Annotated in this window: 12 protein-coding genes; 8 read left to right on the top strand and 4 right to left on the bottom strand. The window is 55.2% G+C overall.

Annotated elements, in window-relative coordinates; translation table 11 throughout:
• Nucleotides 1-91: 91 nt before the first annotated feature.
• The 7 genes from aroK (at nucleotide 92) to trpS (ending at nucleotide 6,538) form a co-directional block, all read left to right on the top strand.
• Nucleotides 92-613: a shikimate kinase AroK gene (gene aroK / locus AC2FC2_RS17205; protein WP_004391482.1), complete on the top strand. Its 522-nt coding sequence runs from the start codon at nucleotides 92-94 to the stop codon at nucleotides 611-613.
• Between the two features lie 93 nt (nucleotides 614-706).
• Nucleotides 707-1,804, top strand: coding sequence for a 3-dehydroquinate synthase (gene aroB, locus AC2FC2_RS17200; RefSeq protein WP_265556030.1), 1,098 nt, complete (start codon nucleotides 707-709; stop codon nucleotides 1,802-1,804).
• Between the two features lie 159 nt (nucleotides 1,805-1,963).
• Nucleotides 1,964-2,986 (top strand): SPOR domain-containing protein, encoded by a 1,023-nt coding sequence (locus AC2FC2_RS17195; RefSeq protein WP_209639130.1) that lies wholly within the window; start codon nucleotides 1,964-1,966, stop codon nucleotides 2,984-2,986.
• A 278-nt stretch (nucleotides 2,987-3,264) separates the two neighbouring features.
• A complete protein-coding gene (gene dam, locus AC2FC2_RS17190) occupies nucleotides 3,265-4,077 on the top strand; it encodes an adenine-specific DNA-methyltransferase (protein WP_209639128.1) in 813 nt (270 codons plus the stop codon).
• Nucleotides 4,078-4,189: 112 nt separating this feature from the next.
• A complete protein-coding gene (gene rpe, locus AC2FC2_RS17185; RefSeq protein ID WP_490659610.1) occupies nucleotides 4,190-4,867 on the top strand; it encodes a ribulose-phosphate 3-epimerase in 678 nt (225 codons plus the stop codon).
• The gene (locus tag AC2FC2_RS17180) at nucleotides 4,860-5,558 is read left to right on the top strand and encodes a phosphoglycolate phosphatase (protein WP_209639124.1); all 699 of its coding nucleotides are present in this window, start codon (nucleotides 4,860-4,862) and stop codon (nucleotides 5,556-5,558) included. Before rpe ends, AC2FC2_RS17180 begins: the two co-directional genes overlap by 8 nt.
• 2 nt (nucleotides 5,559-5,560) lie before the next feature.
• Nucleotides 5,561-6,538, top strand: a complete 978-nt coding sequence (gene trpS, locus AC2FC2_RS17175) for a tryptophan--tRNA ligase (protein ID WP_490659609.1) — start codon at nucleotides 5,561-5,563, stop codon at nucleotides 6,536-6,538.
• Nucleotides 6,539-6,618: 80 nt separating this feature from the next.
• Here the strand turns inward: trpS and cysG are convergent, their stop codons facing one another.
• Genes cysG through nirB form a run of 4 tightly spaced genes read right to left on the bottom strand, consistent with a single transcriptional unit; the run spans nucleotide 6,619 to nucleotide 11,776 of the window.
• A complete protein-coding gene (cysG, locus tag AC2FC2_RS17170) occupies nucleotides 6,619-8,022 on the bottom strand; it encodes a siroheme synthase CysG (RefSeq protein ID WP_490659608.1) in 1,404 nt (467 codons plus the stop codon).
• Nucleotides 8,023-8,072: 50 nt separating this feature from the next.
• Nucleotides 8,073-8,873: a nitrite transporter NirC gene (gene nirC, locus AC2FC2_RS17165; protein WP_490659607.1), complete on the bottom strand. Its 801-nt coding sequence runs from the start codon at nucleotides 8,871-8,873 to the stop codon at nucleotides 8,073-8,075.
• A 30-nt stretch (nucleotides 8,874-8,903) separates the two neighbouring features.
• Nucleotides 8,904-9,230, bottom strand: coding sequence for a nitrite reductase small subunit NirD (nirD, locus tag AC2FC2_RS17160; RefSeq protein ID WP_265556026.1), 327 nt, complete (start codon nucleotides 9,228-9,230; stop codon nucleotides 8,904-8,906).
• Nucleotides 9,227-11,776 (bottom strand): nitrite reductase large subunit NirB, encoded by a 2,550-nt coding sequence (gene nirB, locus AC2FC2_RS17155; RefSeq protein ID WP_490659606.1) that lies wholly within the window; start codon nucleotides 11,774-11,776, stop codon nucleotides 9,227-9,229. The genes nirD and nirB overlap by 4 nt, the downstream gene beginning before the upstream one ends.
• A 288-nt stretch (nucleotides 11,777-12,064) precedes the next feature.
• Here nirB and AC2FC2_RS17150 point away from each other — a divergent pair, with 288 nt between their 5' ends.
• On the top strand, nucleotides 12,065-13,348 hold the full coding sequence (locus AC2FC2_RS17150; RefSeq protein ID WP_209639112.1) for a cytosine deaminase: 1,284 nt from the start codon (nucleotides 12,065-12,067) through the stop codon (nucleotides 13,346-13,348).
• The last annotated feature ends 28 nt before the right edge of the window (nucleotides 13,349-13,376 follow it).

Genomic DNA, 13,376 nt, shown 5'->3' with positions numbered 1-13,376 from the left:
TCGTTCATGAGGTTTCAGTTTAGGTCCCGCCGCTGATTTGATTGGCGGGGCGGGTTAACATTAACGAATTGTCTTAGTAATACCGAAAAACATGGCAGAGAAACGCAATATCTTTCTGGTTGGGCCTATGGGTGCCGGCAAAAGCACTATTGGCCGTCAGTTAGCTCAGCAACTCAATATGGAGTTTTTCGACTCCGATCAAGAAATTGAGCGACGTACCGGAGCTGACGTGGGCTGGGTATTCGACGTGGAAGGTGAAGAAGGTTTCCGCGATCGTGAAGAAAAAGTCATTAATGAACTGACGGAAAAGCAAGGCATCGTGCTGGCTACCGGCGGTGGTTCGGTTAAATCGCGTGAAACGCGTAACCGTCTGTCTGCCCGTGGCGTGGTGGTGTACCTGGAAACCACTATCGAGAAGCAGTTAGCCCGTACTCAGCGCGACAAAAAGCGTCCGCTGTTGCAGGTTGATTCTCCTCCGCGTGAAGTGCTTGAAGCGCTGGCGAAAGAGCGTAATCCGTTGTACGAAGAAATTGCAGATGTCACCATCCGCACCGACGATCAAAGCGCCAAAGTGGTTGCCAACCAGATTATCAACATGCTGGAAAGTAACTGATTGCGGTTTCCGTGTTCGCCACGGCAAATGCGGAAAGACTGATTGTGTTCCCCGCAGTAGCGGGGATAAACCACATTGAGAACTGAGCGCGACATGGAGAGAATTACCGTAACGCTTGGGGAGCGCAGCTACCCGATTACCATAGCCGCCGGATTGTTTAACGATCCGGCTTCTTTTATGCCGCTGAAGTCAGGTGAACAGGTCATGCTGGTCACCAACCAAACCCTGGCGCCACTCTATTTGGACCACGTCCGGAAGGTGCTGGAGCAGGCTGGCGTCATGGTGGATCAGGTGATTTTACCTGATGGCGAACAGTATAAATCCCTTGCCGTGCTTGAGCAGGTGTTCTCGGCACTGTTGGAAAAGCCGCACGGTCGTGATACCACGCTAATCGCCCTCGGGGGCGGCGTGGTTGGCGATCTTACCGGCTTTGCCGCCGCCTGTTATCAGCGTGGTGTCCGCTTTATTCAGGTTCCTACCACGCTGCTGTCGCAGGTGGACTCTTCCGTTGGCGGTAAAACCGCCGTCAATCATCCGCTCGGTAAAAACATGATCGGCGCGTTCTATCAACCGGCTTCTGTGGTGGTTGATTTGGATTGCCTGAAAACCTTGCCGGCGCGTGAACTCTCCTCGGGTCTGGCAGAAGTGATCAAATACGGGATTATTCTCGATCGCGATTTCTTTGTCTGGCTGGAAAACAATATCGATGCATTGATGGCGTTGGATATGCAGGCACTTGCCTATTGTATCCGCCGTTGTTGCGAGCTGAAGGCCGAGGTGGTTGCTGCCGATGAACGCGAAAGCGGTCTGCGTGCGCTGCTGAATCTGGGTCATACTTACGGCCATGCGATCGAAGCCGAAATGGGCTATGGTGTATGGTTGCATGGGGAAGCCGTTGCTGCCGGTATGGTCATGGCGGCGGAAACTGCGCACCGTCTCGGGCAGTTCAGTGCCGACGATATTGAACGTATCAAAGCACTGTTGTTGCGCGCGGGTTTGCCGGTGTGTGGTCCGCAGGAAATGGCGCCGGAATCCTATCTGCCGCATATGATGCGTGATAAGAAGGTACTGGCCGGTGAACTGCGCCTGGTACTGCCGACGGCTATTGGCCAGGCGGAGGTCCGTGGCGGAGTGGGGCATGAAACGGTGCTTGCTTCGATCGCAGCTTGCCTTCCTGAACAGACTGTCTAAGTAAATCGGACGAAGTAACAGTGGCTTAGCCGCCGTTTACATCTATATTAATTAATGTGCAAAGCATGACTGGCGTCGCTTTGCCATGATCGGGTTAATCTGCTCGTGCCACGGTAGGTCTACAGTGGTGGGCTTTTGCCTCTAGTTGGAGGGTTTCAGATGGATGAGTTTAAACCGGAAGACGATCTCAGACCTGATAGCAGCGATCGTCGTCCTGCACGTTCGCGTAAACCGGCTCCGGGACCACGCTTTGCTGTTTCACGTCAGCACTTAATGATTGGTATCGGTATTCTGGTGTTGCTGTTGCTGATTGTCGGTATTGGTTCAGCGCTGAAGGCGCCAACCAAGCACGAGGCGGCACAGGAAGGGGCACAGAATGGCGCAGCCAAGGACATCAACCTGTCGGGCTCGTCGTCGCTGACAGCCGGTAATACCGGTGTGCCAGGCGGTACCACTGACACCAATGACAATAACGGCGTGAGCAGCACGTCTCAGCCGCAAACGGTCAACGTTCCACCTATCTCCAGTACGCCGACGGAAGCGCAACCGCAGCCAGCGCAGGGCGGCGCGCAACAGCGTGTTGATCTGCCAGGCAATATGTCGGATGCACTGTCAGCGCAGCAGGGCCAGGTTGATGCGGCGACGCAGGGCATGAGCGGCCCGATGTCAACGCTGCCGACAGCACCGGCTACACTGATGAACGGGGCTGCGGCGAAAGAAGCTGCACGCCAAGTGCAGGGCACGGCGCCACAGCAACATAAAGTACCGGCGAAAAACGTCAGTAAGCCAGCGGCTACGGCCACACAGCATAAAACGCCAACCACGGTGTATACGCCAGCGCCAGCATCCTCCAGCAAAGCGGGGGCAGCGAGTGCGAAAGCGGGCACGGTAAGCGGCAATGGTGGCTCACTTCAGTCTGCACCGGCGAGCCATTATACTCTGCAACTGAGCAGTGCCTCGCGCTCCGATACGCTTAATGCCTACGCCAAGCAGCAGAAGTTGCAGCATTACCTGGTGTATTCAACCCAGCGTAACGGCAAACCTTGGTATGTACTGGTAAGCGGCAACTATGCCTCTTCAGCAGAAGCGAAGCGCGCAATCGCGACGTTGCCTGCGGATGTTCAGGCGAAAAAACCTTGGGTCCGGCCTGTAGGTCAGGTTCAACAGGATCTGAAAAAGTAACCCGATAGATTTCAAGCTGCGGCCAGGCGGCAAGAGCAGAAATTTCAGGCATTGTAAGGGCGCAGCATGCTGCGCCCGTGTTAATCGGCGGGTACCTGTTTACTCGTAACAGATGACTGAAGTGGCCTGCGGACAGGTCGAATAACTGTGCGTGGCCAATGATGCTGCGGCTTGAAGGATGAAGGGTATCAATCACTTAAATTTGTGCGCTGATGTGCTGTCTGAAACAGAGTACAATCCGCCGCTCTGAATTGTATAATAAGTAGCTAATTGACGGCATGAAGAAAAACCGCGCTTTTTTAAAATGGGCTGGTGGAAAATACCCGCTGGTGGACGAGATTCGTCGTCATCTACCAGCAGGCGACTGCTTAATCGAGCCCTTCGTGGGTGCGGGTTCAGTCTTCCTGAACACAGAATACGACGCCTATATTCTCGCCGACATCAACAGCGATCTTATTAATCTGTATAACATCGTTAAGCTACGTACGGATGACTTCGTGCGTGATGCCCGCCTTCTTTTCACCGATGAATTCAATAAGTCGGATCAGTTTTACCTGCTGCGCGCAGAGTTTAATACGAGTAACGATCCTTACCGCCGTGCGCTGCTGTTTCTTTATCTGAATCGCCACTGTTACAACGGTTTGTGCCGATATAACCTGCGTGGCGAGTTCAACGTTCCATTCGGACGTTACAAGAAACCGTACTTCCCTGAGGAAGAGTTATATTGGTTCGCTGAAAAATCCCGCAACGCGACTTTTGTCTGTGAGCATTACCGCGATACCATGGCAAAAGCTGAGCGCGGTACGGTGGTGTATTGCGATCCGCCTTATGCGCCACTCTCGGCGACGGCGAATTTTACCGCTTACCACACAAATAGCTTCAGCATGGCGGACCAGCAGAGCCTGGCGTTGATGGCGCATCAGCTTTCGGTAGAAAGCCAAGTGCCCGTATTGATTTCCAATCATGATACCGAGTTGACGCGTGACTGGTACCAGCATGCATCGTTGTACGTGGTGAAAGCGCGGCGTACCATCAGCAGAAATATTCTCGGTCGCAGCAAAGTGAATGAGCTTTTGGCGCTGTATCGCTAAGCCGGGAACACCCCGGTGTATTTACCCCAGGGATTTCGAGTCGCGGCCAACAAGGTTGTGGCTTGAAAAACGAGGGGTATAACGATTCGAACCCTACGTTTGGAGAGAGCGGATGAAAAAATTTTTGATTGCCCCGTCCATCTTGTCAGCAGACTTTGCCCGCCTGGGTGAGGACACTGCTAATGTGCTGGTCGCTGGTGGCGACGTAGTGCACTTTGACGTGATGGATAACCATTACGTCCCCAATCTGACGATCGGGCCAATGGTTTGTCAGGCGCTGCGTAACTACGGCATTACCGCACCCATTGACGTGCATTTGATGGTAAAACCGGTCGACCGCATTGTGCCGGACTTTGCCGCAGCAGGTGCCAGTTACATCTCTTTCCATCCGGAAGCCTCCGAACACGTCGATCGTACAATCCAACTGATTAAAGAGCACGGCTGTAAAGCCGGTCTGGTCTTTAACCCGGCAACGCCGTTGAGTTACCTTGATTATGTGATGGACAAGGTCGACGTGATTTTGCTGATGTCGGTCAACCCAGGGTTTGGCGGGCAGTCGTTTATTCACGGCACCCTGGATAAACTGCGTCAGGTGCGCAAGTTGATCGACGAAAGCGGCCGCGATATCCGTCTGGAAGTGGATGGCGGCGTCAAAGTCGATAATATTGCCGAGATCGCTGCGGCAGGCGCAGACATGTTTGTTGCGGGCTCCGCTATCTTCGGTAAGCCGGACTACCGCCGCGTGATTGATGAAATGCGCAGTGAATTGGCAAAGGTGACACATGGCTGATTTCGGCGCGATCCGTGCGCTCGCCTTTGATCTTGATGGCACCCTGGTCGACAGTGCCCCAGGGCTTGCCGCCGCTATCGATTTGGCGTTAGCAGAAATGGGTCTGCCGCAGGCGGGTGAAGCGCGGGTCGGCACCTGGATTGGTAATGGCGCCGACGTGTTGGTGCAACGTGCACTGCGTTGGGCCGAAGTTGAAGCCACACCGGAACATTGCCTGCAACTGCGCGCGCGTTTTGACCATTTTTACGCACAAACGGTCGACAGCGGTAGCCGCCTGTTTCCACAGGTAAAGGAAACGCTGGCGAGTTTGGCCGCGCAAGGGTATCCAATGGCACTGGTGACGAATAAACCTACGCCGTTTGTTGCGCCGTTACTGACCGCATTGGGCATTATCGATTATTTCTCGCTGATTATCGGCGGTGACGATGTGGTAGAAAAAAAGCCGCACCCTGCACCGCTGTATCTGGTTCTTGGCAAGCTTGGCTTGCGCGCCAACGAGCTGCTGTTCGTCGGCGATTCCCGTAACGATATTCAGGCTGCACAGGGCGCAGGCTGCCCAAGCGCCGCGCTGACCTACGGTTATAACTACGGCGAAGCTATTGCCCTGAGCCATCCCGACCGCGTGTTGGAGCGCTTTGCCGACTTGTTGCCCGCTCTTGGGCTGTCCTCTTTAGAGAATCAGGAATTTTAAACATGAGTAAGCCCATCGTATTTAGCGGCGCGCAGCCGTCCGGCGAACTGACTATCGGCAACTACATGGGTGCGCTGCGTCAGTGGGTTAAGATGCAGGACGATTACGACTGCATTTATTGCATCGTCGATCTGCACGCCATCACCGTACGCCAGGACGCAGACAAGTTGCGCAAGGCGACGCTGGATACGCTGGCGCTGTATCTGGCTTGTGGTATTGATCCGCAAAAGAGCACCATCTTCGTGCAGTCGCACGTACCGGAGCACACGCAACTGAGCTGGGTGCTGAACTGCTACACCTACTTCGGCGAACTGAGTCGCATGACTCAATTCAAGGACAAGTCCACGCGTTACGCCGAGAACATCAACGCCGGTTTGTTCAGCTACCCGGTGCTGATGGCCGCAGATATCCTGTTGTACCAAACCAACCAGGTACCGGTCGGTGAAGACCAGAAGCAGCACCTGGAGCTGAGCCGTGATATCGGTCAGCGTTTCAATGCGTTATACGGTGACGTGTTCAAAGTGCCGGAGCCGTTTATTCCTAAGTCTGGCGCTCGCGTGATGTCGCTGCAAGAACCGACCAAGAAGATGTCCAAGTCGGACGATAACCGCAATAACGTTATCGGCCTGTTGGAAGATCCGAAAGCGGTGATGAAGAAGATTAAGCGTGCGATGACCGATTCCGAAGAGCCACCGGTAGTCCGTTATGACGTGGCGAACAAGGCGGGGGTGTCTAACCTGTTGGATATCCTTTCCGGCGTGACCGGCAAAAGTATCGCCCAGTTGGAAGCCGAGTTCGAAGGCCAAATGTATGGTCACTTGAAAGGCGCTGTGGCTGAAGCGGTATCCGGTATGTTAGGTGAGCTTCAGGAGCGTTATCACCGTTTCCGCAACGACGAAGCCCTGTTGCAACAGGTGATGCGTGACGGTGCGGCCAAAGCGCGTGCGCGAGCACAGGAAACCCTGGCGAAGGTTTACTAGGCTGTCGGGTTTGTGTCACCGCAGTAATCCTTGGTGAAAAAAAGAAAAGCGGCCATTGGCCGCTTTTTTTACGTATGGGGCTAGGCCATCTGGGCCAGCGGCGGTGCGAGTTCTTGGCTGGAGAACCAATTCAGCTTGCTACGCAGGCTCACCACGCTGCCGACAATGATTAAACTTGGGCTGGCAGCCTGTTGAGCCAAACTTCCCAGTTGGCTCAATGTCCCTTCGATCACCCGCTGGCGGCAGGACGTTCCGTTCTCAACCAGCGCAACTGGGGTTGAGGCAGGCATGCCATGTTCGATCAGTTGCTGTTGGATGTCTGCCGCCTGAGTCAGACCCATATAAAACACCAGCGTTTGTTGCCCGGCAGCCAGTGTTGACCAATCTAGCCCGCCGTCACGCTTGGCGTGGCCAGTCACTAACCGTACGCTTTGCGCATGGTCTCGATGAGTGAGAGGAATACCGCTGTAGGCTGAACAGCCGGAGGCGGCAGTAATGCCGGGCACTACGGAGAACGGAATATTGGCTGCCGCCAGCGTTTCCAGTTCTTCACCACCGCGTCCAAAGATAAACGGATCACCGCCTTTCAGCCGTACAACACGTTTACCCAGCTGTGCTTGCTCCAACAGGATTTGATTGATTTGTTCCTGCGGCACGCAATGGTGGCCCGCACGCTTGCCAACAAAAATACGTTCGGCATCGCGGCGTACCAGCGTCATAACATCATCAGAGACCAGCCGGTCATAAACCACCACGTCAGCCTGCTGGATTTGCTGCAGGCCTTTCAGCGTCAGCAAACCTGCATCGCCCGGGCCAGCCCCCACCAACACCACTTCGCCGTGATCTTGCGGTTGATGGTTGAACAACGCCTCGATCTGCCGTTCCGCCAGTGCTGCGTCATTATTGGCCAGCGATTGTGCGAGACGATCATGGGCAAAGAGCTTTTCCCAAAAACGACGGCGAGAACCCATGTCGCTGAAGTGCTTTTTCACCCGCTGACGCAATGAACCGCCCAATTGCGCCAACTTACCCAGATGTTGGGGCAGAGCCGCTTCCAGCTTTTCACGTAGTAGACGTGCCAGCACCGGCGCTTTGCCGCCGGAGGACACTGCGACCATAATAGGTGAGCGATCGATAATCGACGGCATGATAAAGCTGGCGCGCTTAGGATCATCCACCACGTTGCAGAACACCCGTTGTTGGTTGGCGCATTGATACACGAGTGCGTTGACCTCGACCCGATCGGTAGCGGCGATCACCAGCCATTTCTCTGCCAGCAATGCCGCACTAAATTCGCCCTCTGACAGCGTAACCTGTCCTTGCGCGGCCCACTCATGAAACTGTGGGGTGAATGTGCAGGCATTGACGGTCAGTGCTGCACCGGCGTCCAGCAGCAGGCGAGCTTTGCGTTCGGCAATCTCACCGCCACCGACCAGCAGGCAGGCTTTGTGTTGCAGTTGGCAGAAAATTGGCAGGTAGTCCATCGGCAATCCTCGGGGCAATCAGCAGAGGGGCGCAAGGCGCCCCAAAAATGTTACGCGGTCTGACGTGTTGCCGCTTTTTCGGTTTGAGGTCGTTCGGCACGCGGTGTGGCATACCAGTAACCCAGGCCCATCAGCACTGAGCCGGACACAATATTACCCAATGTCACCCACAGCAGATTATGACCTATTCCGCTCAGGGTGTAGGCGTCGCTGTGATGGCCGAACCAGGACAGGGCAAACAGCGTCATGTTGGCGACGGAGTGTTCATAGCCGGACGCAATGAAGGCCAGCAGACACCACCAAATAGCGATGAATTTTGCGGCACCCTCAACGCGAATCGCCATCCAAATTGCCAGGCAGACCAGCCAGTTACACAGCACGCCCTTAAAGAATAAGACCTCCGCCGGCGCGGTGGTTTTTGCCAACGCTGCGGTATGCACCAGGCTGGTGTCCACTGGCAGCAGGCTGCCCCCGCCGTAGTAGTACATCAGCGCGACCAGCACTGAGCCCAACAGATTGCCCAGCCAGGTTTGTGGCAAAACTGCCCACATCTGACTTTGGCGTATGGTCCCAGCTTTGACGCCTAACATCAGGAACATGGTGTGGCCAGTGAACAGCTCGGAACCGGCGATGATCACCAGAGTCAGTGCGATGCCGAAGGTGGCCCCCATCACCAACGGTCGGATGGACGGGTCGACCAGATTGCCGAGTGTGAAAATAAGAATGATGCCGAGGCCGACGTAGGCCCCGGCCATCGCCGAGCTGATCCAAAAGCCCAGCGGGCTGTGTTTCGCCAGCCTGACGATCCGCGCTGCGTTGGCGGCGCATTTGTTGATGGTATCGGTGAACATGCTGCTTCCCCTGAGGTTAAAGTAAAAAAATCAGGCCGCGACCTGCACCATGCCGTCCAGAACCCGGCTGGTGAAATGCGCAACGGAGCGACTGTCATCTTCCAGGCAGTAGCCGTCGTGCAGGCGGAAATGTTGTTTTTTGAGTGGGCTGGCAACCCACAATTCCCCTTGATGCTCGGCGATCAGGCCGCGTGATAACACGCTGGCCTGGGCAAAGGGGTCAATATTGCTAATAGCAAAGACCTGTTCGTCATCGTAAGGGCGAAATATCGCGACCTGCTGGTCGCCGATCAGGGCACATACGCCGGTACCGGGCAGGATATCGGTGATGGGGCAAAGGGTTATCCACTGGCTCATGCGTTGTTCTCCTCAGCTTCCAGTAAGGTGACAGGGATACGTTCATCTGGACGCGCCGGCCGATGCTGTTCGCGCTCGGCGACGACCTGGATGTTCGGATCACGCAGGTTGCTGTTGATAAAGTGGGAGAAACGCACCTGGGATTCCGGGTGCTCAACGGTTTCTTTCCACTCGCAGATCACCGCATCGCGCAGGCGGGCGATCTCGGCTTCCAGTTGAGCGTTGATGCCCAGCTTGTCGTCAATGATCACTTTGCGAAGATAATCGATGCCGCCTTCCAGGCTTTCCAGCCATACCGACGTACGCTGCAGCTTATCGGCGGTGCGAATATAGAACATCATGAAGCGATCGAGGTAATGCTCCAGCGTCTCGCTATCGAGGTCCGCCGCCAGCAGGTCGGCGTGGCGTGGTTTCATGCCACCGTTGCCGCACACATACAGGTTCCAGCCGTTCTCGGTGGCGATAATGCCGACGTCTTTGCCCTGAGCTTCAGCACATTCGCGGGTGCAGCCAGAAACGCCAAACTTCATTTTGTGCGGGGTGCGAATGCCTTTGTAGCGGTGTTCCAGCTTGACGCCAAACCCGACGCTGTCGCCGACGCCAAAGCGACACCAGGTACTGCCGACGCAGGTTTTCGACATACGCAACGCCTTGGCGTAGGCATGTCCGGTTTCAAAACCGGCGGCAATCAGTTTGATCCAGATGGCTGGCAGGTCGTCTTTCTGCGCGCCGAACATGCCGATACGCTGGGAGCCGGTCATCTTGGTGTACAGATTATATTCCTTGGCGATCTGGCCAACGGCCATCAGTCCGTCCGGTGTGATTTCGCCACCGGCGGAACGTGGGATCACCGAGTAGGTACCGTCTTTCTGGATATTGCCGAGGAAGTTATCGTTGGTGTCCTGCAACGGCGTATGCTGCGGTTTAAGCACGTACTCATTCCAGCAGGAAGCCAACAGCGAGCCGACGGTCGGTTTACAGACTTCGCATCCGTAGCCCTTGCCGTATTTGGTTAGCAGTTCATCGAAGGATTTAATGCCTTCGACGCGGATCAGGTGGTAAAGCTCCTGACGCGAATAGGCGAAGTGTTCGCACAGGTGGTGATTAACCTCGATGCCCTGTTTGCTCAGCTCGGCGTTCAGCACCTGTGTGATCAGTGGAATACAGCCGCCACACCCGGTACCGGCTTTGGTTTCGGACTTGATCGCCGCGACGGTGTGGCAGCCCATGCTGACTGCTTTGATAATGTCGCCTTTGCTGACGTCGAAACAGGAGCAGATTTGGGCCGTTTCCGGCAGTGAGTCGACGCCGATAGCCGGTTTGCTGCCTGTATGCGCTGGTAAGATCAGGCCATCTGGATTTTCTGGCAGCTCGATGGCGTTAAGCGCTAATTGGAGCAAATTGCCATAATCGCTGGTGTCACCGACCAGCACCGCGCCAAGCAGGGTTTTGTTGTCTGCGCTGACCACGATGCGTTTATAAACTTCTTTGCTCTCATCCAGATAAACGTAGCTACGAGAGCCTTCGGTACGACCGTGAGCATCACCGATGCCGCCGACGTCGACACCCAGCAGTTTCAGCTTGGCGCTCATGTCTGCACCCAGGAAGGTGTTTTCACGGCCCAGGAGATGGTCGGCCACGACCTGCGCCATTTTATAGCCAGGAGCGACAAGACCGAAGGTACGCTCACGCCATGACGCACATTCGCCGATGGCGTAAACGTCTGGATCGGACGTCTGGCAGCTGTCGTTAATCACGATGCCACCCCGGCGTGCTGTAGCCAGACCGCACTGGTGGGCCAGCTTGTCCTGGGCCCGGATGCCGGTGGAGAAAACGATAAAGTCGACTTCCAGCGCGGTACCGTCGGCAAACTGCATGGTCTTGCGTGCCTGTTCCCCGCCGTTGATGATTTCCTGGGTATTTTTACCGGTATGGACTTTTACGCCCATACGCTCGATCTTGCGACGAAGTTGATCGCCACCCATCGGGTCGAGCTGCTCTGCCATCAGTACCGGCGCGAACTCAATGACGTGGGTTTCTACACCCAGGCTTTTCAATGCGCCTGCAGCTTCCAATCCCAGCAGGCCCCCACCGACGACCGCACCGCGTTTGCTGCGGCGTGCGCAGGCTTCGATGGCGTTCAGATCTTCAATGGTGCGGTAGACGAAACAGTCCTGGCTTTCGGCGCCTTTGATCGGCGGTATCCACGGGTAAGAACCGGTGGCCATGATCAGCTTGTCGTAGTACACCGTACGGCCGGTGTTGGAGTGAATGACTTTTTCGCTGCGGTTGATGGTAATGGCGCGCTCGCCAACCAATACCTTAACGCCCTGTTTTTCGTAAAAGCCTTCACGCACTAACGAAAGCTCTTCGGCAGTGTGGTGAGAGAAATAAGAAGACAGGTGAACGCGATCGTAAGCGATACGCGGTTCTTCACAAAATACGGTAATGTCGAACTGGTCTTTGTCTGCTTTTTCCAACAGATCTTCTATGAATCGGTGGCCGACCATGCCGTTCCCGATGACAGCAAGTTTGACTCTGCTCATTATTGCCTCAAAATTCTGGTTTCCTAGGGTTACCTTATTCTTCCCAACGGGCAATTTATTGATGCAAATCAATCGTCCCTCCATATACCTCTAATGTGGTATATAGATGATTTTTATCGATATTTGATAAGTTGCGGTTTTTATTCATCTTTAGCTGAAACGAGCCAGTTGATACGAATTTTACTCATTTGGGAGTAATGGTGGGGGGAGCCACCCCAAGGCGGCTTTGTCAGTATGATCCGCTACCAGTATGATGAAGAAAACAGGTTGGAACAGCAGAGGTGAAGGGTGGCCAAGAGTCCATTAAAGTTTATCGATAACCTGCGATTAAGCGGGCATGAAGGTCTTTGGCAACTGGCCATTGAACAGGGGCGCATCGCTCATATCGTGCCGCAGCCGGAAGGGCCGGAGTGGCGAAGTGATGTGCTGGATGCGCAGGGTGGGTTGGCGATGCCGGCATTTGTTGAACCGCATATTCACCTGGATACGACCCAAACCGCCGGACAGCCGACCTGGAACCAGTCTGGTACCCTGTTCGAAGGCATTGAACGCTGGGCTGAACGCAAGGCGCTGCTCACCCATGAAGACGTTAAGCAACGGGCCTGGCAGACGCTGAAGTGGCAGATCGCCAATGGCGTGCAATATGTGCGTACTCACGTTGACGTCTCGGATCCTACCTTGACGGCGTTGCGAGCGATGCTGGAAGTGAAGCAAGAGGTCGCGCCCTGGGTCACTTTGCAGATCGTCGCTTTTCCGCAGGAGGGCATCATGTCTTATCCCAACGGAGAGGCGCTGTTGGAAGAGGCACTGCGGCTGGGGGCTGACGTGGTGGGGGCCATTCCACACTTTGAGTTCACCCGTGAATACGGCGTGGAGTCGTTGCACAAGGCGTTTGCCCTGGCGCAAAAGTACGATCGGCTGGTGGACGTGCATTGTGACGAGATTGATGATGAGCAGTCACGCTTTGTTGAAACCGTCGCCGCCCTGGCGCTGAAGCTGGGTATGGGGGCCAAGGTGACGGCTAGCCACACCACGGCGATGCATTCTTACAATGGTGCTTACACGTCGCGGCTATTCCGCCTGCTGAAAATGTCCGGTATCAACTTTGTTGCGAATCCGCTGGTGAATATTCACTTGCAGGGGCGCTTCGACAGCTATCCTAAACGGCGTGGTATTACCCGGGTGAAGGAGATGCTGGAAGCAGAGATTAATGTCTGCTTTGGCCATGACGACGTGTTCGATCCCTGGTACCCGCTGGGTACCGCCAACATGTTGCAGGTGCTGCACATGGGGCTGCACGTGTGCCAACTGATGGGATATGGCCAGATAGACGACGGATTGAAGTTGATCACCAGCCACAGTGCGCGGACGTTGCACCTGACGGATTACGGCTTGGTGGCAGGCAACAGTGCCAATCTGGTGATCCTGCCTGCAGAAAGCGGGTTTGATGCCGTGCGCCGGCAGACGCCAGTGCGCTATTCAATACGTGAAGGGGCGGTGATTGCCGAAACCCAGCCAGCGGAGACAACGTTGTACCTGACGCAGGATGAGAAGGTGGATTTCCGGCGCTAAGGTGCAGACTGAACTGATAAAAAAGGGC

It is taken from the genome of Serratia sp. CoH_122_TC_1 (assembly GCF_058191755.1).
This window is presented reverse-complemented; position numbering and strand designations above follow the sequence as displayed.

Coding starts and splice junctions, on each gene's coding strand:
- aroK (WP_004391482.1), top strand. CDS start 92: ATGGCAGAGAAACGCAATATCTTTCTGGTTGGGCCTATGGGTGCCGGC.
- aroB (WP_265556030.1), top strand. CDS start 707: ATGGAGAGAATTACCGTAACGCTTGGGGAGCGCAGCTACCCGATTACC.
- AC2FC2_RS17195 (WP_209639130.1), top strand. CDS start 1,964: ATGGATGAGTTTAAACCGGAAGACGATCTCAGACCTGATAGCAGCGAT.
- dam (WP_209639128.1), top strand. CDS start 3,265: ATGAAGAAAAACCGCGCTTTTTTAAAATGGGCTGGTGGAAAATACCCG.
- rpe (WP_490659610.1), top strand. CDS start 4,190: ATGAAAAAATTTTTGATTGCCCCGTCCATCTTGTCAGCAGACTTTGCC.
- AC2FC2_RS17180 (WP_209639124.1), top strand. CDS start 4,860: ATGGCTGATTTCGGCGCGATCCGTGCGCTCGCCTTTGATCTTGATGGC.
- trpS (WP_490659609.1), top strand. CDS start 5,561: ATGAGTAAGCCCATCGTATTTAGCGGCGCGCAGCCGTCCGGCGAACTG.
- cysG (WP_490659608.1), bottom strand. CDS start 8,022: ATGGACTACCTGCCAATTTTCTGCCAACTGCAACACAAAGCCTGCCTG.
- nirC (WP_490659607.1), bottom strand. CDS start 8,873: ATGTTCACCGATACCATCAACAAATGCGCCGCCAACGCAGCGCGGATC.
- nirD (WP_265556026.1), bottom strand. CDS start 9,230: ATGAGCCAGTGGATAACCCTTTGCCCCATCACCGATATCCTGCCCGGT.
- nirB (WP_490659606.1), bottom strand. CDS start 11,776: ATGAGCAGAGTCAAACTTGCTGTCATCGGGAACGGCATGGTCGGCCAC.